At 64.7% G+C, this 19,747-nt stretch carries 20 protein-coding genes; 11 read left to right on the top strand and 9 right to left on the bottom strand.

What is annotated here, in order from left to right:
* Window positions 1–57: 57 nt before the first annotated feature.
* The 6 genes from H7688_RS03415 to hcp all read right to left on the bottom strand — a co-directional run bounded on the left by H7688_RS03415 (window position 58) and on the right by hcp (window position 9,229).
* Complete coding sequence (locus H7688_RS03415; RefSeq protein WP_183359616.1) at window positions 58–1,230, bottom strand: 6-phosphofructokinase; 1,173 nt, start codon at window positions 1,228–1,230, stop codon at window positions 58–60.
* A gap of 212 nt (window positions 1,231–1,442) precedes the next feature.
* On the bottom strand, window positions 1,443–3,029 hold the full coding sequence (locus H7688_RS03420; RefSeq protein WP_183359617.1) for a putative bifunctional diguanylate cyclase/phosphodiesterase: 1,587 nt from the start codon (window positions 3,027–3,029) through the stop codon (window positions 1,443–1,445).
* A 76-nt stretch (window positions 3,030–3,105) separates the two neighbouring features.
* Window positions 3,106–3,894: an SDR family NAD(P)-dependent oxidoreductase gene (locus H7688_RS03425; protein ID WP_183359618.1), complete on the bottom strand. Its 789-nt coding sequence runs from the start codon at window positions 3,892–3,894 to the stop codon at window positions 3,106–3,108.
* Window positions 3,895–3,980: 86 nt separating this feature from the next.
* Window positions 3,981–4,301 carry a carboxymuconolactone decarboxylase family protein gene (locus tag H7688_RS03430; RefSeq protein ID WP_183359619.1) on the bottom strand — a complete coding sequence of 107 codons (321 nt, stop codon included), beginning with the start codon at window positions 4,299–4,301 and terminating at the stop codon, window positions 3,981–3,983.
* A gap of 60 nt (window positions 4,302–4,361) precedes the next feature.
* Window positions 4,362–6,932: a two-component system response regulator gene (locus H7688_RS03435; protein WP_183359620.1), complete on the bottom strand. Its 2,571-nt coding sequence runs from the start codon at window positions 6,930–6,932 to the stop codon at window positions 4,362–4,364.
* A 644-nt stretch (window positions 6,933–7,576) separates the two neighbouring features.
* Window positions 7,577–9,229, bottom strand: coding sequence for a hydroxylamine reductase (hcp, locus tag H7688_RS03440; RefSeq protein ID WP_183359621.1), 1,653 nt, complete (start codon window positions 9,227–9,229; stop codon window positions 7,577–7,579).
* Between the two features lie 180 nt (window positions 9,230–9,409).
* Between hcp and H7688_RS03445 the strand changes: the two genes are divergently transcribed.
* Window positions 9,410–9,571 (top strand): hypothetical protein, encoded by a 162-nt coding sequence (locus H7688_RS03445; RefSeq protein WP_183359622.1) that lies wholly within the window; start codon window positions 9,410–9,412, stop codon window positions 9,569–9,571.
* A gap of 26 nt (window positions 9,572–9,597) precedes the next feature.
* Here H7688_RS03445 and H7688_RS03450 read toward each other — a convergent pair whose 3' ends face one another.
* The 3 genes from H7688_RS03450 to H7688_RS03460 all read right to left on the bottom strand — a co-directional run bounded on the left by H7688_RS03450 (window position 9,598) and on the right by H7688_RS03460 (window position 11,416).
* Complete coding sequence (locus H7688_RS03450; protein WP_183359623.1) at window positions 9,598–10,269, bottom strand: hypothetical protein; 672 nt, start codon at window positions 10,267–10,269, stop codon at window positions 9,598–9,600.
* A gap of 170 nt (window positions 10,270–10,439) precedes the next feature.
* Complete coding sequence (locus H7688_RS03455) at window positions 10,440–10,682, bottom strand: hypothetical protein (protein WP_183359624.1); 243 nt, start codon at window positions 10,680–10,682, stop codon at window positions 10,440–10,442.
* A 188-nt stretch (window positions 10,683–10,870) separates the two neighbouring features.
* Window positions 10,871–11,416, bottom strand: a complete 546-nt coding sequence (locus H7688_RS03460) for a DinB family protein (protein ID WP_183359625.1) — start codon at window positions 11,414–11,416, stop codon at window positions 10,871–10,873.
* Between H7688_RS03460 and H7688_RS03465 the strand changes: the two genes are divergently transcribed.
* The 10 genes from H7688_RS03465 (at window position 11,415) to H7688_RS03510 (ending at window position 19,740) form a co-directional block, all read left to right on the top strand.
* Window positions 11,415–11,702: a hypothetical protein gene (locus tag H7688_RS03465; protein WP_183359626.1), complete on the top strand. Its 288-nt coding sequence runs from the start codon at window positions 11,415–11,417 to the stop codon at window positions 11,700–11,702. The genes H7688_RS03460 and H7688_RS03465 overlap by 2 nt on opposite strands.
* A 52-nt stretch (window positions 11,703–11,754) precedes the next feature.
* Complete coding sequence (locus tag H7688_RS03470) at window positions 11,755–13,155, top strand: cbb3-type cytochrome c oxidase subunit I (protein ID WP_183359627.1); 1,401 nt, start codon at window positions 11,755–11,757, stop codon at window positions 13,153–13,155.
* A 14-nt stretch (window positions 13,156–13,169) separates the two neighbouring features.
* The gene (locus H7688_RS03475; protein WP_183359628.1) at window positions 13,170–14,033 is read left to right on the top strand and encodes a cbb3-type cytochrome c oxidase subunit II; all 864 of its coding nucleotides are present in this window, start codon (window positions 13,170–13,172) and stop codon (window positions 14,031–14,033) included.
* 1 nt (window position 14,034) lies between these two features.
* Window positions 14,035–14,175, top strand: a complete 141-nt coding sequence (locus H7688_RS03480; RefSeq protein ID WP_183359629.1) for a hypothetical protein — start codon at window positions 14,035–14,037, stop codon at window positions 14,173–14,175.
* 110 nt (window positions 14,176–14,285) lie between these two features.
* Window positions 14,286–14,777: a c-type cytochrome gene (locus tag H7688_RS03485; RefSeq protein ID WP_183359630.1), complete on the top strand. Its 492-nt coding sequence runs from the start codon at window positions 14,286–14,288 to the stop codon at window positions 14,775–14,777.
* Window positions 14,777–15,991 carry a 4Fe-4S dicluster domain-containing protein gene (locus tag H7688_RS03490; RefSeq protein WP_183359632.1) on the top strand — a complete coding sequence of 405 codons (1,215 nt, stop codon included), beginning with the start codon at window positions 14,777–14,779 and terminating at the stop codon, window positions 15,989–15,991. Before H7688_RS03485 ends, H7688_RS03490 begins: the two co-directional genes overlap by 1 nt.
* 70 nt (window positions 15,992–16,061) lie before the next feature.
* Window positions 16,062–16,499 carry a FixH family protein gene (locus H7688_RS03495; protein ID WP_183359634.1) on the top strand — a complete coding sequence of 146 codons (438 nt, stop codon included), beginning with the start codon at window positions 16,062–16,064 and terminating at the stop codon, window positions 16,497–16,499.
* The gene (locus H7688_RS03500; RefSeq protein WP_183359636.1) at window positions 16,499–18,916 is read left to right on the top strand and encodes a heavy metal translocating P-type ATPase; all 2,418 of its coding nucleotides are present in this window, start codon (window positions 16,499–16,501) and stop codon (window positions 18,914–18,916) included. Before H7688_RS03495 ends, H7688_RS03500 begins: the two co-directional genes overlap by 1 nt.
* Window positions 18,909–19,058 (top strand): cbb3-type cytochrome oxidase assembly protein CcoS, encoded by a 150-nt coding sequence (gene ccoS, locus H7688_RS03505; RefSeq protein ID WP_183359638.1) that lies wholly within the window; start codon window positions 18,909–18,911, stop codon window positions 19,056–19,058. Before H7688_RS03500 ends, ccoS begins: the two co-directional genes overlap by 8 nt.
* A gap of 10 nt (window positions 19,059–19,068) precedes the next feature.
* Window positions 19,069–19,740 (top strand): sulfite exporter TauE/SafE family protein, encoded by a 672-nt coding sequence (locus H7688_RS03510; RefSeq protein WP_183359639.1) that lies wholly within the window; start codon window positions 19,069–19,071, stop codon window positions 19,738–19,740.
* Window positions 19,741–19,747: the final 7 nt, after the last annotated feature.

Here is a 19,747-nt window from a genome sequence, read left to right on the forward strand (position 1 = left end):
CCAGCTCTCGGGAGGCCTGTTCCCCTCTCCCCTGCTGTCGTCGATCTCGATCATCCGCTAGTAGAGGAACATCGGCTTGCCCAGGACGTGGCGTACCTTGGGCCGGTACTCGAGGGTGTCGTAGAGCTCGGGGACGTCGACCCGTTTGAGCCCCTGCATGATGGAGCTGATCGGGATGTGCCGGTAGGTCCCCCCCTGCAGGCAGACCATGCGCCCGCTCATCCCCTCGGCCACCAGGTCCATGGCCATGTTGGCGTAGTTGAAGGCGACCATGAGGTCGAGCGAGTCCGGGGCGCCGCTGCGCATCAGGTAGGAGAGCTGCTGGTAGATGATGTGCGAGCCGGTGAGCCGCTTCACCGCCTCGCTCACCACCACCCCGATCCCCCCCAGCTTCTTGTGCCCGTAGGCGTCCTCCTGGCCGTACTCCTCGATCTGGCCGCCGATCATCGAGGCCCCCTCGGAGACGGTCACCATGGCGTAGTTGCTCCGGTTGCTGCGCTTGTCCTCGATAAGGAGCTGGGCCAGCTTCTCGATATCGAAGGGGACCTCGGAGATGAGCGCCCGGTCCACACCGGAGAGGTAGGCGGAGATGAGCGAGGTCTCCCCCGAGTTGCGCCCGAACAGTTCGACGACGGCGATGCGCTCGTGGGAGCCTGCGGAGGTGCGCAGGTTGTGGATGAAGTTCACGCTGCGGGTCACCGCGGTGGAAAACCCGATGCAGTAGTCGGTACCGTAGACGTCGTTGTCCATGGTCTTCGGGATGGCCACCACCGGGAACCCCTCCCGGTGCAGCCGTTCGGCGTAACTCAGGGTGTCGTCCCCGCCGATGGCGATGAGCGCGTCCACCCCGAGGTGCTCGAGGTTCGCCAACACGTGGTTCGTGTAGTCGCAGGTCCCCCCCTGGGTGGAATCAGGCTCCGCACCGCGCAGGAAATCCGGGACCTCGGCACCGGCCACCTTGGCAGGGTTGGTGCGGCTGGTGTGCAGGAAGGTGCCGCCGGTGCGGTCCACGGTGCGCACCACCTGGCGGTCCAGCGGAATCACGAACCGGTCCCGCGAGTCGGGATCGCTGCGGTCCAGGTTGAGCAGGCCGCCCCAGCCGCGCCGGATCCCCAAAACCCGGTAGGAATTGTCAAAGGCGCGGTACACCAGAGTCTTCAGCGCCGGGTTGAGACCGGGAACGTCCCCCCCTCCCGTCAGGACAGCCACCGTTTTTTGTCGCTCTGCCATGGGTCGCTCCTCGTGCGGAGTTATTGGAAAATTCTCAGAGAGTATAGCAGAGGGACTTGCCGAAGCAAGAAAGGTGCGGCCAGCTATCTGGCCGATTCGAGGAAATGTTAAAGAGAGCTCTGACGGGGCTGGAGAGTGTGTCGGGAGATACCTGAGAGAACGCCATTCCCCGATGGATCACGGAGCAGCGTTCTGGAGAGGACACCGGGAGATCAGCGGGAATCCGGATCCTTGTCCCGGTTCAGGCGGGAGATGAACTCGCTGGCGTCCCGGGCGCTCAAGGGGCGGGCGAAGTAGAACCCCTGCATGAGCCGGCAGTCGATGGAGGCGAGAAACTCCTTCTGGGCCTCGTTTTCCACCCCTTCGGCGATGGCTTCCATGTCCAGGCACTTGGCCATGAACATGATGGTGGTGGCGATGGCGGCGTCGTCCGAAGAGGTGACCACGTCGCTGACAAAGGAGCGGTCGATCTTGAGCGCCTGGAAGTGGTAGTGCTTCAAGGAGGAGAGCGAGGAATAGCCGGTGCCGAAGTCGTCGATCTGCACGTGGAGCCCCATCTCCTGGAGCCGCTCCAGTATCTCCAGAGGCTCCGAGGCGTAGGTCATCAGGGACTGTTCGGTGATCTCCAGGGTGAGCCGGTCCGGGGGGAGCCCCCCCTCGGAAAGGGCGCGCACGATCACCTGCTCCAGGTCCTCGTGGTCGAAGACCGAGGGGGGCATGTTCACCGCCACGTTGACGTCGAGCCCCTGGTCGCGATACCAGCTGCCGGACTGGCGGCAGGCGGCCTTGAGCACCCACTCGGTGAGCGGCCAGATGAGCCCGGATTTCTCGGCGATCGGGACGAAGCTCGCCGCCCCCAGGGTCCCCAGGTGCGGGTGGTTCCAGCGCACCAGGGCCTCCACCCCGATGACGCGCATGCTGGTGGTATCAAGCTTTGGTTGGTAGACCAGGAAGAGTTCGTCGTGGGTGATCGCGCGCAAGAGCCCCTGCTCGAGTTGCAGCCGCTCGTCGCGCTCCTCCTGCCAGGTGCCGCCGTAGAAGCAGATGGTGCCGCGTCCCTGCTCTTTCGCCTGGTTGAGCGCCAGGTCCGCCATCTTGTAGAGCTGCTTCGCCTCCTTGCCGTCCGAGGGGTAGAGCGCGATGCCGACGCTCGCGCTGGTTTTCAGCGGCGAGCCGTCCACCTGGTAGGGCTGGGAGATCGCCTTCTGGATGCGCTCGGCCACCACGCTCGGGCCGTCCGGGAGTTCGGGCTGGCGCATCAAGACGGCGAACTCGTCCCCGCCCACCCGGGCCACCAGGTCCTCGCCGCGCAGGGCGCAGCACTCGGTGAGGCGCCGCGCCGTCTCGATGAGCAGGGCATCTCCGGCCAGGTGACCGCGCCGGTCGTTGACCGCCTTGAAGCGGTCCAGATCCATGAACAAAAGGGCGAGCGACTCGCTGTGCCGCTTGGAATGCTGGAGCGCCTGGGCCAGGAGCTCGTCGAAGGCCTGGCGGTTGTAGAGCCCGGTCAGCCCGTCGTGCGCCGCCTGTTCCCGGATCAGCTCTTCGCTCGCCCGGTGGCGCGCCTGGATCTTGCGGTTCAGGAAGTAGATGATCACCGCCATGCTGAGAACGCCCAGTCCGTCCACCACCGCCGAGGCGCCCGGCCAGTGCTCGGGTCGCCCGGCCAGGATACGAAAGAGCACCAGGTCCGCGGCGAAGAGCCAGCAGACGCTGCCGGTGAGAAAGATCGCGGTGAGCGCGGCGGGGCTCAGGCCGCCGATCCAGCCGAGGAGTCGGGAGAAGGTGCCACGGATCATAACGTCTCCGCGAGCCGTAAGGTGGGTGTTCGAGGGACCCGGTGCGGCAGTGAGCCGCCGCACCGGGAGTTTAGGGTCAGAAGCAGGAACGGACCACGCCGCCGTCCACGCGCAGCGCCGCTCCGTTGGTCGCCGAGGAGAGTGGGCTTGCGACGTAGGCGACCAGGTTAGCCACCTCGTCGATCGTGGCGAAGCGCTTTAAAAGGGAGCTTGGGCGCACCGTCTGGAAAAATTCCTTCTCGAACTCTTCCAGTGTACGCCCGCCGCTTAACTTGGTGGCAAATTCTTCGACGCCGGCCGAGAGGGTGGGCCCGGGGAGCACCGCGTTGCTGGTCACACCGGTGCCGGCGAGACTCTCGGCGATGCCGCGCGACACGGCGAGCATGGCCGTCTTGGTCATGCCGTAGTGGATCATCTCGAGCGGGATCTGGACGCCGCTTTCGCTGGAGATGAAGATGAGTCGTCCCCAGTTCTGCTCGCGCATCGCGGGGAGGTACTGGCGCGACAGGCGCACCGCGCTCAAGACGTTGACCTCGAAGAGGTGCCGCCAGTCCTCGTCGGAGATCTCCTCGAAGGGGGACGGCTGGTAGATCCCGAGGTTATTGACCAGGATGTCGACGGCGGGGAAGCGCTCGAGGAGCCGCGCGGCCTCTGCCGCCTTGGAGAGGTCGGCGGGAAACGCTTCGAGCCGCGCGCCGGGGACCTCATGGGTGATGTTATTAAGGGCCTGGGCGACCGCCTCCTCGCTGCGGCCGTTCACGATCACCCGGGCCCCCTCCCGGGCCAGCAGCCGGGCGATGGCGAACCCGATCCCCTTGGTGGAGCCGGAGACCAGGGCGAGCTTGTCGGTAAGGTGCAGATCCATGGCTGTCTCCTTCTTCGGCTTCCAAAAAAGAGACCCCCGGCAACCGTCGTCGGGTGCCAGGGGTCGTGGTCTTTCAAAAGCCAGGGTCAGTAGCCGCGCTCCAGGACGTCGTCCACCCAGGCGAGGGCTGCGGCGACGGTGGGGAAGCCGATGGTGCTGGTCAGGACGGTGACCGCGTGACGGATCTCGTCCGGGGTCGCACCGGCTTCCAGGGCGCGGATGGCGTGGCTGTGCACCGAGCCGTGCGACCGGATGGCGGCGGCTGCGGCCAGCTGGATCAAGAGGCCGGTCTTCGCGTCCAGGGGACCGGAATTCGCGGCCGCCTCGCGCAGCGCCTCGACTGCGCCGATCAGCGCGCCGTGACGTGCCTTGAGTCGTTGGTAGTGCTCGTGCGGTTCTCTACTCATGTTGCCTCCCTCCTCGTGAGTGCGGCGCCCGATGCGGGCTCATGGGCCGCTGGAAGGAGTTTAGCCGTTTTCGCGCACCGCGCAAATTTTGCGCGAACTTTTTGCCGAATGGGAGGGGGCCGCGGGCCAGGGCGAGGCATCGCTGCGGCTGTCGAACCACTCGGTAACCTCGTGCTTGCCGACGCGCCGGCCGTGCTCGCGTCCCAGGCTCCCCTCGAGTGCGTCGGCGGGCATCGGCATGGCGAGGTAGAAACCCTGCACCTCGTCGCACCCCAGCTGGCTTAAGTGGTGCAACTGGTCCGAGTTCTCCACCCCCTCGGCCAGCACCTTGAGGCTCAGGCTCTGGGCCATGGTGATGATCGCCTCGACGATGGCGGCGTCGTCGGTACTGCGGCTCACATCGGCCACGAAGGAGCGGTCGATCTTGATCCGGTCCACCGGGAAGTGCTTCAGGTAGTTGAGCGAAGAGTACCCGGTGCCGAAGTCGTCGATGGAGAGCTGCACCCCCATGTCCTTCAGGGCCTCCAGGGTCTCGATGGTCCGTTCGGCGTTCTCCATGATGACGCTCTCGGTGAATTCCAGCTCGAGGCTCTTGGGGTCCACGCCGGTCTCCAGGATCACCTGGTTCAGCATCGCCACGAAGTCCTGCTGCTTTAACTGCTTGCTCGAGACGTTCACCGCCACCCGGAACTCGGGGTGCCCTTGCCGGGCCCACAGGCGCGCCTGCTGGCAGGCCGAGCGCAGCACCCACTCGCCGATCCCCAGGATGAGCCCGGAGTCCTCGGTGAGCGAGATGAACTCGGAGGGGAGCATGAGCCCGAAGTCGGCGCTCTGCCAGCGCAACAGGACCTCGGCCCCCACCATCCTGTTGGTGCGCAGGTCCCACTGGGGCTGGTAGTGCAGGAAGAATTCGCCGCGTTCCAGACCCTGGCGCAGGGCGTTTTCCAGGGCGACCCGGTGCAGGATCTTGTGGTTCATCTCCTCGGAAAAGAAGCGGAACCGGCCGCGCCCCTCGCTTTTGGCGTGGTACATGGCGGTGTCGGCGCTCCTGAACAGGCTCGAGGCGTCGTGGCTGTCGTCGGGGAAGAGTGCTATCCCGATGCTGGCGCTGGAGTAGACGGTGCGCCCCTCGATCTCAAAGGGTTCCTGGAAGATGTCCAGCATGCGCTGCACCGCCGCGGCGACCCGGTCCTGGCAGGAGATGGAGGTCAGAAGCACCACGAACTCGTCCCCCCCAAGGCGCGCCAGGAGGTCCGATTCGCGGATGCACTCGGAAAGCCGCAGGGCGACCTCGTAGAGGAGCTTGTCCCCCGCCCCGTGCCCCAGGGTATCGTTGATGTCCTTGAAGTTGTCCAGGTCCAAAAAGACCAGGCTCAGCACGTCGCCGTCCCGGCCCGCCTGGGCCAGGCACTGGTGCAGCCTCTCCAGGAACATGCTCCGGTTGGGAAGCCCAGTCAGGTTGTCGTAGTAGGCGAGACGGTTGATGCGCTCCTCGTTTTCTTTTCGTTCCGAGATGTCTTCGCAGGTGGTGACGATCCCCAGGTAGCGCTGTTCGCGGTCCAGGACCGGGATCGAGGTGAGCAGCACCGGGAACTCCTCGCCGTTTCTCCTCACGTTCACGCTCTCGCGGCGCCAGGTGGTACCGTCGGTGAGCCTGTTGGGCGGGGTCTGGCGGCGGTGCGGGGTTGCGGCGAAGGCGCGCGCCTCGCGGCCGATCAGTTCCTCCACCTCGAAACCGTGCATGCGCGCCTCGGCGGGGTTCAGGTAGACGATGCGGCCGTGGGCGTCGGAGAAGGTGATGCCGATTTGCAGGCTGTCTACGGCCTCCTTGAGCATCCGGCTGCGGGCCTCGCTGCGGCGCACCTCGGTCACGTCCTGCAGGGTACCCAACAGGTGCACGCTGCGCGGCGCGCCGGTCGGCTCACGTCGACCGTAGATCCAGACCAGGCGCTCGCTGCCGTCACCGCGCACGATGCGGCACTCGAAGTCGCACCCGGCCGGGTCGTCCAGGGCCCGCTCGAAATGTTCGCGTACCAGGTCGCGGTCCTTGGGGGCTACCTGCTGCAGGAACCCGGTGAGGGTTCCGGAATCGGCTTCCTGGGAGGTCCCCAGAATAGCGAACATCTGCTGCGACTTCCAGAAGCGCCCGTTCTCCGGGCTCCACTCCCAGTCCCCGAGCCGGGCGATCTGCTGCACCCGCGCCAGGCGGTCCTCGCTTTGCTGCAGGTTCTTCAAAAGCCGGCCGTTACGCATCAGGCAGCGTGCCCGGTACACCAAAAGGTCCGGGTTGCCGCTCTTGGCGACGAAGTCGCTGGCGCCTGCCTCGAAGGCACGGTGCACCAGGTCCCCCTCGTCGTTGCCGGTGACCACCAGGATCGGGGTGTGCCGTCCGAGTACCAGGGAGCGGATGCGCCGGCAACTCTCCAGCCCCGTGCAGCCGGGCCCTTCAAGCTCGAGGAGCACCAGATCGGGTTGTTTTTCGATGAAAAGGGGGAGCGGATCAGTATGGTCGGGAGCCCGTACAGTCCTGAAGCCACCTTTTTCAAGGCTCTTCTGGACCATGCCGTGGCTTAGATCGTCGTGGTCAACGATGAGGATGAGCGGCAGGTAGTTTGGTGTGGTTTCCGTCATACACGGATCTCCTTCCATCTGGAACTGCAGCTACGGAGAAACTGTATAGCACGTAACGAGATACAGTACCAAGGTGACGGTTCCTTATTGGGGAGACAATTTAAATCAATTTGCACCTTAGCGCAATCACATTATGTCCTTACTAATGCAACAATTTGATTTAATTGACTGATTCTGGCCTCTTCTGGTTCAGGAATTCACGGCAAACCCAGCCGTCAGCGTGGTAGGCAGGAGCCGCAGGAACCTGGAGCGGCGGTTGCACGGCCGAGCACCAGTACGCAGACGGTGCAGGCATCACGGTTTTCTTGACCTGGGTCATACCCGCGCACGGTGCAGCTGCTAGGATAGCGACAGAGTAACGCCCCCACCGAGCCGGGCAAGAGGAGGTTTACCATGGAACTTGTCGTGATCGTTATGGCCCTTGCCTGGATGCTTGCCGCCGCCGTGTCGCTCTGCCCGCTGCGCCACGACCCGCAGGAGTGATCCCGCTTGCCAGATCGGTCCACGGTGCTGGTCCGGATCCCGATCCCAACCCGTTCTGCACGCCTCGCGGAGGCGCCGCCATTTCCCGAATCCACAAAAAAGGGCCAACACCGTGTACCGGCGTTGGCCCTTTCTTTGTCATGCGTTACTTCCGGTAACCCTTAGGCGGCGCCCAGCGCCACCTTCAGGTCGGTGTCGACGTCGCCCACCTGCGAGATGTTGAAATTCTCCACCAGGAAGTTGAGGACGTTCGGGGAGAGGTAGGCCGGCAGCGCCGGACCGAGCTTGATGTTCTTGATCCCCAGGTGCAAAAGGGACAACAGGATGACGTGCGCCTTCTGCTCGTACCAGGAGAGGATGAAGGAGAGCGGCAAGTCGTTCACCCCGCAGTTGAAGGCGCCGGCGAGTGCCAGTGCGATGCGCACCGCGGAGTAGGCGTCGTTGCACTGCCCCACGTCCAGAAGGCGCGGGATGCCGCCGATGTCACCGAAGTCGAGCTTGTTGAAGCGGTACTTGCCGCAGGCGAGCGTCAGGATGACGGCGTCCTTGGGAACCTTCTCGGCGAACTCGGTGTAGTAGTTGCGCCCCGGCTTCGCGCCGTCGCAACCGCCGATCAGGAAGAAGTGCTTGATGGCGCCCGACTTCACCGCCTCGATTACCTTGTCGGCCACGCCCAGAACCGCGTCGTGACCGAAGCCGACCAGGATCTCCTTGCCGGGTACCTCGGGAAGGTCCGGGCACTCCAGGGCCTTGTTGATCACCTCGTCGAAGTTCCAGCCGCTTAGGTGCTTCACGCCGGGCCAGCCCACCTCGCCCCAGGTGAAGAGGCGGTCCTTGTAGCTCTCGGCCGGGCGCTGGATGCAGTTGGTGTTGAAGATGATCGCGCCGGGGAAGTTCGGGAACTCCTTGTGCTGGTCCTGCCAAGCGCCGCCGAAGTTGGCGTAGAGGTGGGCGTACTTCTTAAGCCCCGGATAGCCGTGGGCCGGGATCATCTCGCCGTGGGTGTAGATGTCGATCCCCTTCCCTTCGGTCTGCTTCAAGAGCTCCTCGAGCATGCGCAGGTCGTGCCCGGATACCAGGATCCCCTTGTTCTTGCGGCTGCCGAGAAACACCTTGGTCGGCGTCGGGCTGCCGTAGCGCTCGATGTGCCCTTCGTTGAGCATCGCCATCACCTTGATGTTCAGCTTGCCGCACTCCATGGCGATCCCCACCAGGTCCATGAGCCCCTTCGAGGGGTCGCAGGTCGCCGCGAGGGCGCGGTGGAAGAAGGCGAAGACCTCCTCGTCGGTTTTGCCGAGGATCATGGCGTGGTCTGCGTAGGCGGCCATCCCTTTGAGCCCGTAGATGATAATCTCGATGGCGGAAAGGAGGTCAGGGTCTGCCTGCTGGCTCTTCACCCCGTGTTCGCGTCCCTGGGCCACCAGTGTCTCCAGGTCGTTCGCGATCACCCAGGCCGCCGGCCCCTCGGCTATCTGCGGGGCGTGCCCGCCGGTTTTCTCGCGGTAGGCGGTCTCGTAGAGCGCCTTCACCTTCTCCTTGAGATCGAAGCACTTGCGGAGCTTTCCTGCCAGCTGGACCGGGTCGAAGTCGACGTTGGTCACGGTGGTGAAGAGCCCCTCGATCAGGAACTTGTCTGCCACTTCGTAACGGGTGTCGAACTCGCGCGCCTTGTCGGCGTAGATGGCGAGCCCCTTGAGCCCGTACAGCATCAGGTCCAACAGCGCCGCCACCTCCGGATTTTTGCCACAGCCCCCCATCACTTCGCACCCGGTCTCCTTGGCGGCCTGCTCGCACTGACGACAGAACATAGACATAAGCTCCCTCCTGTGAAATAATCGATTAATAGGGTTTGATTCAAGCGAGGCCTAGTATAACGTGCCGCTTCCCGGTTTCAAGTATCCCGCTGCGGTTTCTGGCATAAAATTATCGTAAATACTGGCACGTAGGTCGGCATCCGACATGAGGTAGGACTAAAGAAGGAAAGGTGATGTGCTATGGCTAAGGACAACAAAACGCTCTGCAAGTGGGACAAGGATGAAATAAAGGACAACCTGAAGGAGCTCAAGAAAATCGTCGCGGAGCCGCGCTACGTGTGCCGCAAATGTGCACGGGTCGCCAAGAAGGAAGACAACCTCTGCAAACCGGAGGAGCTCTAGGGACCGAGGGGTGGGAAAGCGGGGGATCAGCCCCGGTTTGCCGGGCCCGTTGCGAGGCCGGGGTTGGATTGCGCCTTGAGCCCCTCGAGCAGGACGGCGCCGGCGCGGTTGTTGCGATTCTGGAACTCCCTGCGAACCAGGTCCATCACCTCGGTCACCTGGTCCTCCAGGCTTGACCAGTGCTGGCGGATCTCCCGCTCCTTGCTCCGCTCGGCCTGGTCCTTGCGGTAAAAATCCCACTCGAGCTGCTGCAGAAGCTCCATTTGCCGTGCGCCGAAACTCTCCACCCGGGCACAAAAGTCGTCGGAGAGGTGCAGGCTCTCGCGCTGGTACTGCTCGGCGAAGCTGCGGCAGGACTCCCCCATGCGGCGCAGCTTCTTTTCCTGAACCAGTGGATCGTCCTTGGCGCAGCTACCGCAGAATTCCCGTCCCTCGCGCAACACCTCGATGAGCGTCGTATAGAGAGTCGCCAGCGAGTCCGACGTATTCCCCTGTTCCACGATCTGCTGGCAGACCCCCTCCCGAAACACCGTGAGCGCGCTCTCCACCTCTTTTGCCAGGTGTTCCCTGAATCGGTCCAGGGCCTGCTGGCTCAGTTGCTGGATAACGTACTGCCCCACCCAGTAGCCAATTCCCAGGAAGAGCACGAGTCCGGCGCCCCCACCCCCCACATACCACAACATCGTCGAGGTATCCATGCTCTGCTCCCGTGCTGCCAGCCACCGGCACTATGAGAAATTGCCAACCAGAACAATTCTAGAGAGAAGCAGGTAAGTGACAAGCTGGGGCGGCCGCAGTTCGGACGCGGGCATAAAAAAAGGCCGCATCCGAGGACGCGGCCTTTTTTCCTACTCTCGAGAGAGTGGAATTACTTTGCAGCCGGAGCGGCTTCTGCAGCCGGAGCAGCTTCTTTCTTCTCAGCTTTTTTAGCTTTAGCAGCTTTCTTTGCTTTTTTTGCTTTCTTTGCTTTTTTAGCCGGAGCTTTTTCTTCTTTTTTCACTTCAGCAGCCGGAGCAGCAGCCGGAGCCGGGGTAGCATCAGCAGCGAAAACAACGCCAGCGAAAGCAACAGCAACGAGAGCAGCAACTACGGAGGACAGAACTTTCTTCATGGTGAATCTCCTTAAAAAGGTGAGTGGTTACTATGACCTCTCTATAGCATCACCCGTGCCAAAACTTTCAGAACCTGCAACGCCGGTCTCCACGCGGTTTCCCCCCGGACGCCCTCCCCAGGCACCGCAAAAACGTACCCCTAATGCGACAGCCGGCACCTCAAATGAGGTAAGCCCCGCCTGATCTCTCATGTGTCCCCTTTCCCGCGTGCCCTAAGCAGGTTCAGGTGGTAGCGGACGTGCTGGGCCAGAAAGTAGAACCACTGGTACAGGTCCAGCTTCCCGAGCTCATGTACCGACATCCTGATGGTGCACAGGCGCCCGGCGCCGGCAGGGAGCAGCTCCAAGAGCTCCAGGCAGTGCCCCAGCTGGCCACGCAGTTGCCGGCGCAGCTCAGCCAGGTCCCCGACCGGTCCGGGGAGCATGTGCTGTGGCGGCAGCCACGGGAAGGCATGCGGGTCCGCGATCGGTGCGAGTGGCGCGAGTTCGCTCGTTGTCCTGGGAATCGGCTGCCGCGCCGCCCGTTTCAGCGCCTTGCGGCACCCCTTGTCGATGGTCAACAGCAGGTAGTGGTTCGCCAGGCGCAGGTGTTCCAGGTGCTCGGCGACACTCCAGGCCTCCGGATACTCCGGCCGTGTTCTCAACCACTCTTCGGACTCATCGAAGCAGTGGTCGAGCGCGGCGAACACCTCTTTGAGACTGGCGGCAACCTGTGCAGACACCGGGTCCGGCATGACAATCCTTTTCGTGGTAATCATTGAAAAATATTTGGCGCGCAGCTTGATTAATACGAAATATACCATACACTCACTGGCGGTGCTGGCCTTGGGTGTAGTATCCGTGGTGACTGTCGTGGGATTCCCCATGCTGTATCACGCTGCTACCTTGACACCACCGCCAGAAGTCCTCCAGAAAGAGATATTTCCGAAAGAGCACCAACCCGATGGCCTCACCCTGCAGCCTGCAAAATTGGTAAAGAACGCGGTACCGGAAATAGTGCACAGGGCGTCGGTCCGATAGTATTTTACGATGGATCATACAGTTTTTGCTGCATCAACACCAGGAGGCAGACATGAATCAACCGGAAGGGTACGCAGACGACATCGTCAAGGGATTCCTGATCTCGAGCATGGTCTGGGGTTTCGCCTCAGTCCTGCTCGGGGTACTCATCTCGCTGCAGATCGCGTTTCCCGATCTCAACTTCCCACCTTACTTCTCCTACGGCCGGTTGCGCCCCATCCATACCAACGCCGGGATCTTCGGCTGGGGCATCGGCAGCTTCATGGCCTTTTTCTTCTACATCACCCAACGGCTCACCAAGACCCGGGTCTGGAGCCATGGCCTGGCCCGTTTCCAGCTCTGGCTCTTCAATATCGTGATCGCGCTCGCCGCGGTGACGCTGCTCCTGGGGATGAACCGCTCCAAGGAGTACGCCGAACTGGAGTGGCCGGTGGCGCTTTTGGTGGTGGTGCTCTGGGTCATCTTCTCGGTCAACATCATGATGACCATCGCCAAGCGTCGCGAGGAGCAGATGTACATCTCGCTGTGGTACATCGTGGCGACACTTGTTGGGGTTGCGGTGCTCTACCTGGTGAATAACGCCATGATCCCGGTCTCGCTCACCAAGTCCTACTCCGCCTACGCCGGGGCCAACGATGCCAACGTGCAGTGGTGGTACGGGCACAACGCGGTCGCCATGGTGCTCACCACGCCGCCTTTGGCAATCTTCTACTACTTCCTCCCCAAGTCGACGGGGGTGCCGATCTACAGCCACCGCATGGGGATGATCGCATTTTGGAGCCTCATCTTCATGTACCTGTGGACCGGCGCACACCACCTCTTGTGGACCCCGGTGCCGGACTGGGTCCAGACCCTCGCCATGGCCTTCTCGGTCATGCTGATCGCCCCCTCCTGGGCGGCGGTCTTCAACGGCTACTTCTCGATGAACGGCCAGTGGCACCAGATGCGCGAGAACTACCTGGCCAAGTTCCTCATTTTCGGGATCACCTTCTACGGCTTGCAGACCCTGCAGGGCCCCTCGCAGGCGGTCAGAACCTTCTCGGCCTTCATCCACTACACCGACTGGGTGCCGGGCCACGTGCACATGGGAACGCTCGGCTGGGTCTCGCTGGTGCTCTTCGCGGCCATCTACTACACGGTCCCCAAGGTCTACGGACGGGAGATCTACAGCGTACCGCTCGCCAACCTGCACTTCTGGCTCGCGGTGACCGGCCAGTTGATCTTCTCCATCACCATGTGGATCGCCGGAGTGCAGCAGGCCACCATGCTGAACGCCTCCAACCCGGACGGTAGCCTGCACTACAGCTTCATGGAGACCTTGATCGAGCTCTACCCGTACTGGTATGGCAGGGCGCTGGGCGGCATCATCTACCTGGTGAGCCTCTTGATATTCCTGTACAACATCGGGAAGACCATTGCCGGCGCGCCCAAAGCAGTGGCGCAGAACGCCTAGGGAGGAGATCACATATGCTCGAGAAAAATGCCCTGCTGCTCCTGCTCCTGGCAACGGTGACCATCCTGGTCGGCACCGTGGTCACCATGGTGGTCCCCTTCAAGTGGATCAACGACCCCAAGCTCGCCATCGCAAGCGTAAAGCCCTACACCCCGTTGCAGCTCGAGGGGCGTGATATCTACATCCGCGAGGGGTGCAACAACTGCCACACCCAGACGGTGCGGCCGCTGCTCTCCGATACCGAGCGCTACGGCGAGTACTCGAAGACCGGCGAGTTCGCCTACGACCAGCCCTTCCTCTGGGGTTCGCGGCGCACCGGGCCGGACCTGGCGCGCATCGGCGGCAAGTACCCGGACGCCTGGCACGTGAAGCACATGAAGGATCCCCAGTCCATGGTGCCGCGCTCCAACATGCCCAAGTACGCCTTCCTGGACCGGCCGCTCGACACGAGCCTCACCGAGAAGAAGATGCAGGCGCTCAAGTTCCCCTACACCCCGCAGGACCTGGCCGAGGCGAAGGGGAAGACCGAGCTGGCGGCCCTGGTGGCCTACATGCAGAAACTGGGTAACGACATCCCCTGGCGCCAGGCCAACAAGGCGGCCGTGGTGGGCGAGTTGAAGAACCCGTTCCAGGACAACCTCTCGGTGCTCCCGGAAGGGAAGGCGCTCTACAAGGAGCACTGCGCCCAGTGCCACGGCGACAAGCTGCAGGGTGAGGTGGGACCGAAGCTCTCCGACATGGACAAGCCGGACGCTCAGGTCTTCACCACCATCTTCTCCGGCTCCCCCAACGCCGGGATGCCCGCCTTCGGCGACACGCTCGGCAAGGAGCGCACCTGGAAGCTGGTCACCTTCTTAAAGCACCAGCAAAGGCACTGACATGGACCTGGCCAGCATCTACTACCTCGGCGTCACCCTGGGCCTCTTCGGCATCTTCGCCGCCATCGTGGTGCGCACCTGCCGCAAGAGCGCCCGCGAGCGGGGCGAGGCACCCAAGTTCCGGATGATGGACGAGGATTAACGGTTGCAGCACCCGGTTCCCCCGGCTCGTCGCTCCCCTCCCCCGGCGGAAGCGGGCCGGGGGGAGTGGGAAACTGACCCAACGCGCACACCACTACAGGAGGCTTCCTCATGGCTTTGGAGCATAAGGATTACGACGGCATCACCTACAACGCGCAGGACAAACCTCCCCTGGTCTTCAAGCTCCTCTTCGCGGGCCTCGTCATCTGGGGGATCTCCTTCATGGGGCACTACCTCTTCGGGGGGTGGACCTCACAGGGCGAGTACGCCCAGAAAAAGTCGGCCAAGGAGGCGATGCTGAAGGCCCAGCAGCTGAAGGACGTGGCCCCCCAGGCCGCCGTGCCGATCCCCGAGGCGAAGAAGGTGGAGCTGGTGGCCGCCGGCAAGAAGGAGTTTGCCGAGCGCTGCGCCGCCTGCCACGGCGCCTCGGCCAAGGGAGGGATCGGCCCCGACCTCACCCAGGTGAAGTACAAGTTCGGCAAGGCACCCGATGCCATAGCCCAGAGCATCGCCGAAGGGCGCCCCGGCGGCATGCCCTCCTTCAAGAACGATCTCTCCAAGGAGAAGATCGAGGGGCTGGTGCAGTACCTGCTGTCGCTTTAATGCCGGCAAACCCCAAGCGTATCGGGCCCCAACGAAGGCTCGTCCAGTGGCTTGCCACCCTTTTCATCCTGGTGCTCCCCTTCATCAAGGTGGGTGGCGAGTCGCTTTTGCGCTTGGACGCCGAGAGCCGCAGCCTGCTCTTCTTCGGAACGAGCCTGAGGATCGAGGAGTTCTACCTCTTCCTCGTCGCGGTCCTTATCTTCGTCTTCGCCTTTTTGTTCGTCACCATGCTCTTTGGCAGGGTCTGGTGCGGCTGGCTCTGTCCCCAGACCACCCTGGGGGATTTGGCCGACTGGATCGACCGGCGCCTGAACCGGATCGGGGTTCCGCTCCTTCCCCAGCTCTTGCGCCAGGTAAGCTACCTTGCCATCTCCTTTCTGGTCGCCTCCAACCTGATCTGGTACTTCATCGCCCCCGCCGATTTCGCGGCCCGGCTCGTCGCGGGGCAACTCGGGGCGGTGGCCGGTATCTCCCTTGCCAGCGTTGCGGTGCTGGTATATCTTGACCTCGCCTTCGTACGGCGCAGCTTCTGCAAGACGGTCTGCCCCTACGGCAGGATCCAGCTCCTGACCATGGAGCGCAGCACGCTCACCCTCGAGTTCGATCCGAGGCTCAAGGGGGAGTGCCTGCGCTGCGGCGCCTGCGTCAGGGCCTGCCCGACCGGCATCGACATCAGGGACGGGCTCCAGATCGAGTGCATCAACTGCGGCCGCTGCCTGGACGCCTGCCGGGGAGTCATGGAAAAGCGCGGCCGCGACGGGTTGATCCACTACACCTTCGGAACCGCCGAACAGGGGGGTGGCACCCCCTGGAACCGGCGCAGCATGCTCTTTGCGGCGGTCCTCGTGCTCTTGTGCGGGATCTTCGCCTGGGGGGTCGGCCACCGCAGCGAGGCGACCCTCAAGGTGCAGCGCTCGGCCGGCGGCGAGGTGAAGCGACTCCCCGACGGCGTGGCCAACTTCTACGCCGTCTACCTGGAAAACCGCGGCACCCGCGCCGCCCGCTACGACCTGGAGGCCGGCGCGCTCCCCGGATACCGGGTGGAGCTCATCGGCCCGGTGCGCGGGCTCGAGGTTGCCGCCAACGCAAACCGCCGGGTCGACCTGGTGCTCAAGGTGAGCCCCGCACCGGCCGGGACCAGCCGGGTACCGCTCAAGCTCGTGCGCGAGGGAAAGCCGGTGGCCGAGGCACAGTTGCCGGTGCTGGCGCAGTAAATTTCAGTTTTTTCATCGGACCGGTCCGACCGATCGAATCCGATCACACAGAACAGGAGCAGCCCAACCGATGTCCCCGAAACTCCAGGCAGGAACCCGCTGGCAGCTGGCACTCGCCGTCTTGGTGGGGCTTTTCGTCGTCGCCAGCCTCGCCAGCTTCGGCATTGCCGCACGCCGGGTGAGCCGGGTGGTGGACCCCGACTACTACCGCCACGGCCTCAACTACGGTGCCACCCAGGCCGCCAACCCCGGCCGCGACTGGAGCATCACCCCGCGCCTCGAGGCGGGTGCCCTCCTGGTCGCCGTCCTGGACAAGAGCGGAGCGCCGGTTGCCGGCGGCAAGGTCCTCTTGACCGCTCCGGACCGTCCCGCCCTGTCGCTTGCCGAAGGGGAACCCGGCCTCTACCGCGCCCCCCGCCCCAGCGCACCCGGCGGGGAATTGCGCGGCACGCTCACCATCACCCGCGGCCCGGCGAGCGCAAGCCGCCCCCTGGTACTCATCGACTGATGCCCGGCGCCGAACCCTGCTTTCACTGCGGAGCACCCATCCCCCCGGGACAGCTCGTCACCGAGAACGGCTCCGGGACCACCCTTTCCTTCTGCTGCCGCGGCTGCCACGGGGCCTACCTCCTGATCAGCGGCGCGGGGCTCGCCGAGTTCTACCGGCGCCGCGACTGGCAGGATACCGGTGTCGCCGCCGAAGACTTCCAAAGCAACCTGAGCGCTGCCTACCTTGCCCGCTTCGTACGCCCGGAAGCCGACGGCGCCACGGTCGACATCATCATCGAAGGGATCCGCTGCGCCTCCTGCGTCTGGCTCAACGAGAAAATCCTGGCCGGGCTCGAGGGGGTCCAGGAAGCCCGGGTCAACTACGCTACCGGCCGCGCCCGGGTCCGCTTCGCACCGCAGCGCATCGACGCCGGCACCATCTTCTCCCGCATTGCGCAGTTGGGCTACCGCCCGCGCCCCTACACCGCCTCGGCCGCCCAACAGGCCGCCCAGCACGAGCAGCGCGACCTGCTCTTCCGCTTCGGGACCGCATTCTTTCTCACCATGCAGCTCATGGCCTACGCCTTCGGTCTCTACGCCGGGTACTTCCAGGGGATCGGCGCGGGGATGAAGAACCTCTTGCAGCTCTTCTCCCTGGCAGTCACCACCCCGGTCATCTTCTACTGCGGCTGGCCCTTCCTCGCGGGAGCCTGGCGGGCCCTGAAAAACCGGGCCGCCAACATGGAGGTGCTGATCGCGCTGGGCGCCCTCGCCTCCTACGGCTACAGCGTCTACGCGAGCTTCACCGGCGGCGAGGTCTACTTCGAGACCGCCGCCATGATCGTCACCCTGATCCTGGCCGGCCGGCTCCTGGAAAACGCCGCCAAGCGCCGCGCCTCCGGGTCCATCGAACTGCTCCTGGGGCTCTCCGCCGGCGAGGCCCGGCGCCTGAAGGGCGACACGCTCGAGACGGTCGAGGCGGCGGCGCTCGAGGTGGGCGACCGGATCGTGGTGGGTGCCGGCGAACGCTTCCCCACCGACGGGGAGGTCATCTCCGGTTCGAGCGAGGTGGACCAGTCCCCGGCCACCGGCGAATCGCTCCCGGTCGCCAAGGGGCCGGGGGATCCCGTGATCGCCGGGAGTAGCAACCTGACCGGGACGCTCACGGTGCGCTGCGGCAAGGTGGCGGCCGAGAGTTTCATCGCGCGGGTGGCGCGACTGGTGGAAGAGGCCCAGAGCCGCCGCGCCCCGATCCAGGGGTTGGCGGACCGGGTCTCGGCGCTCTTCGTCCCGCTGGTGCTGGCGGCGGCGCTCGGCACCCTGTTCTGGCAGACTAGCCACGGTTCATCCGGGGAAGCTGCACTCTTGAACGCGCTCGCCGTCTTGTTGATCGCCTGCCCCTGCGCCCTGGGTCTCGCCACCCCGACCGCCATCCTGGCCGGTACCGGGGCGGCCGCCGCGGCAGGGGTGCTCTTTCGCGGCGGCGACATCCTGGAGCGCCTGAGCCGGGTAGACCAGGTGGCCTTCGACAAGACCGGCACCCTCACCCTGGGCGACCCCGAGCTCGTTGCCCTCCAGCCGGAGCCGGGGTACGCTGCGGACCGCATCCTCGCCCTCGCCGCGGCACTGGAGCACGGCTCTCGGCACCCGGTGGGCCGGGTGATCTGTGCTGAGGCGGTGCACCGGGGGGTAGCCGTGCCGCAGGCCCGGGAGCTGGTCACCGTGGCCGGTGGCGGGGTGACGGGATACCTCGACGACGAGTTCCTCGCGGTGGGGAGCGCGCGGTTTCTCCTGGAGTGCACTCTTTCCGACCCCCCGCGCCCCCGCGACTACCCGTCGGGAACGCTGGTGGTGCACCTCGCCGCGGCCGGGCGCCTGGTCGGCACCCTTTTATTCCGGGACCGGTTGCGCCCCGATGCGGCCGAGGTGGTGCGCTACTTCACAAGCCAGAACATCACCGGCTGGCTGTTAAGCGGCGACCGCCGGGAGGCCGCCCAGCAGGTGGCGCAAACCCTCGGCCTCACCCGGGCCCTGGGGGAGCTTACCCCGGCGCAGAAAGCCCAGAGTCTCGAGGAGTTGCGCCGTCAGGGGGCGGTGGTGCTCATGGTCGGCGACGGCATCAACGACGCCCCGGCACTCGGTACGGCCGACGTTGGCTGCGCCGTCGCGGGAGGAACCGACATCGCCATCGAGACCTCCGACCTGGTGCTGGTGAAACCCGAGCTCTCGCGCCTGATCCTGGCCCACCGCCTGGCCCGGCGCACCATGAGGATCGTGCGCCAGAACCTTGCCTGGGCCTTTCTCTACAACCTGGTCGGCGTCCCGCTGGCGATGGCGGGACGGCTCACCCCGATCTACGCGGCGGCGGCCATGGCCTTGAGCTCGTTGTGCGTGGTGGGGAACTCGCTGAGACTATTGCGGAGGACCGATGGATAGCTCGCTCGTTGCCTTGATCGTCCTGTCGCTGTGCCTTGGGTGCGGCTGCTGGCTGGTATTTCTCTGGGCGGTAAAAAAGGGGGAGTTCGAGGATATCGAGCGGCCCAAGCACCGGATGCTCGACGACGAGGACAAGCCCTAGGAGGAAAAGCTTGCTGACGATCTGGTTTGCCTTCCTGGCCGGCCTGGCCGGGAGTTTTCACTGCATCGGTATGTGCGGCGGCGTGGTGGCGGCGCTCTCGGTTACCCGGGGGAGCCGCCCGCTGCCGGCGCGGCTCGCCACGCAGCTTTACTACAACCTGGGAAGAATCACCACCTACACCCTCTTGGGTGCGCTGGCGGGGTGGCTCGGTGCCGCCCTGGACCTGGCGGCCCTGCGCCCCTTCACCCGCTGGTTCCTGGTCGCCGCCCACAGTTTCGTCATCCTGGTGGGGCTCGGCTCGCTCTTCGCCTTCGGCCCCTTCGGCATCGCCCTGTTGGATGGCCGCGGGGCGCGCTGGTTTGCCGCTCCCCTGCGCCTGGTAGCCGGTTCCAGCTCGGCACTCGCCGCCTACCCGCTCGGCCTGGTCCTGGGATTCATCCCCTGCGGCCTGGTCTACGCGCCGCTCATCAGTGCGGCAGCCGGCGCCGCCCCCCTCGAGGGCGCCCTCATGCTCGCCGCCCTGGGGCTGGGCACCCTGCCGGTGCTCTTTCTCTTCGGCAGCGCGACCAGTGCCATCTCTGGGGGCCTCAGGAACGTCATGCTGCGCCTGGCCGGGTTGTGCGTAGCGCTCATGGGTGCCGCCGGGCTCTGGCGTACCCTCGCCGCCCGCTGCTGCAATTAGGGCGGCG

It is taken from the genome of Geomonas limicola (assembly GCF_014193675.1).
GTDB lineage: Bacteria > Desulfobacterota > Desulfuromonadia > Geobacterales > Geobacteraceae > Geomonas > Geomonas limicola.

Coding starts and splice junctions, on each gene's coding strand:
- H7688_RS03415 (WP_183359616.1), bottom strand. CDS start 1,230: ATGGCAGAGCGACAAAAAACGGTGGCTGTCCTGACGGGAGGGGGGGAC.
- H7688_RS03420 (WP_183359617.1), bottom strand. CDS start 3,029: ATGATCCGTGGCACCTTCTCCCGACTCCTCGGCTGGATCGGCGGCCTG.
- H7688_RS03425 (WP_183359618.1), bottom strand. CDS start 3,894: ATGGATCTGCACCTTACCGACAAGCTCGCCCTGGTCTCCGGCTCCACC.
- H7688_RS03430 (WP_183359619.1), bottom strand. CDS start 4,301: ATGAGTAGAGAACCGCACGAGCACTACCAACGACTCAAGGCACGTCAC.
- H7688_RS03435 (WP_183359620.1), bottom strand. CDS start 6,932: ATGACGGAAACCACACCAAACTACCTGCCGCTCATCCTCATCGTTGAC.
- hcp (WP_183359621.1), bottom strand. CDS start 9,229: ATGTCTATGTTCTGTCGTCAGTGCGAGCAGGCCGCCAAGGAGACCGGG.
- H7688_RS03445 (WP_183359622.1), top strand. CDS start 9,410: ATGGCTAAGGACAACAAAACGCTCTGCAAGTGGGACAAGGATGAAATA.
- H7688_RS03450 (WP_183359623.1), bottom strand. CDS start 10,269: ATGGATACCTCGACGATGTTGTGGTATGTGGGGGGTGGGGGCGCCGGA.
- H7688_RS03455 (WP_183359624.1), bottom strand. CDS start 10,682: ATGAAGAAAGTTCTGTCCTCCGTAGTTGCTGCTCTCGTTGCTGTTGCT.
- H7688_RS03465 (WP_183359626.1), top strand. CDS start 11,415: ATGACAATCCTTTTCGTGGTAATCATTGAAAAATATTTGGCGCGCAGC.
- H7688_RS03460 (WP_183359625.1), bottom strand. CDS start 11,416: ATGCCGGACCCGGTGTCTGCACAGGTTGCCGCCAGTCTCAAAGAGGTG.
- H7688_RS03470 (WP_183359627.1), top strand. CDS start 11,755: ATGAATCAACCGGAAGGGTACGCAGACGACATCGTCAAGGGATTCCTG.
- H7688_RS03475 (WP_183359628.1), top strand. CDS start 13,170: ATGCTCGAGAAAAATGCCCTGCTGCTCCTGCTCCTGGCAACGGTGACC.
- H7688_RS03480 (WP_183359629.1), top strand. CDS start 14,035: ATGGACCTGGCCAGCATCTACTACCTCGGCGTCACCCTGGGCCTCTTC.
- H7688_RS03485 (WP_183359630.1), top strand. CDS start 14,286: ATGGCTTTGGAGCATAAGGATTACGACGGCATCACCTACAACGCGCAG.
- H7688_RS03490 (WP_183359632.1), top strand. CDS start 14,777: ATGCCGGCAAACCCCAAGCGTATCGGGCCCCAACGAAGGCTCGTCCAG.
- H7688_RS03495 (WP_183359634.1), top strand. CDS start 16,062: ATGTCCCCGAAACTCCAGGCAGGAACCCGCTGGCAGCTGGCACTCGCC.
- H7688_RS03500 (WP_183359636.1), top strand. CDS start 16,499: ATGCCCGGCGCCGAACCCTGCTTTCACTGCGGAGCACCCATCCCCCCG.
- ccoS (WP_183359638.1), top strand. CDS start 18,909: ATGGATAGCTCGCTCGTTGCCTTGATCGTCCTGTCGCTGTGCCTTGGG.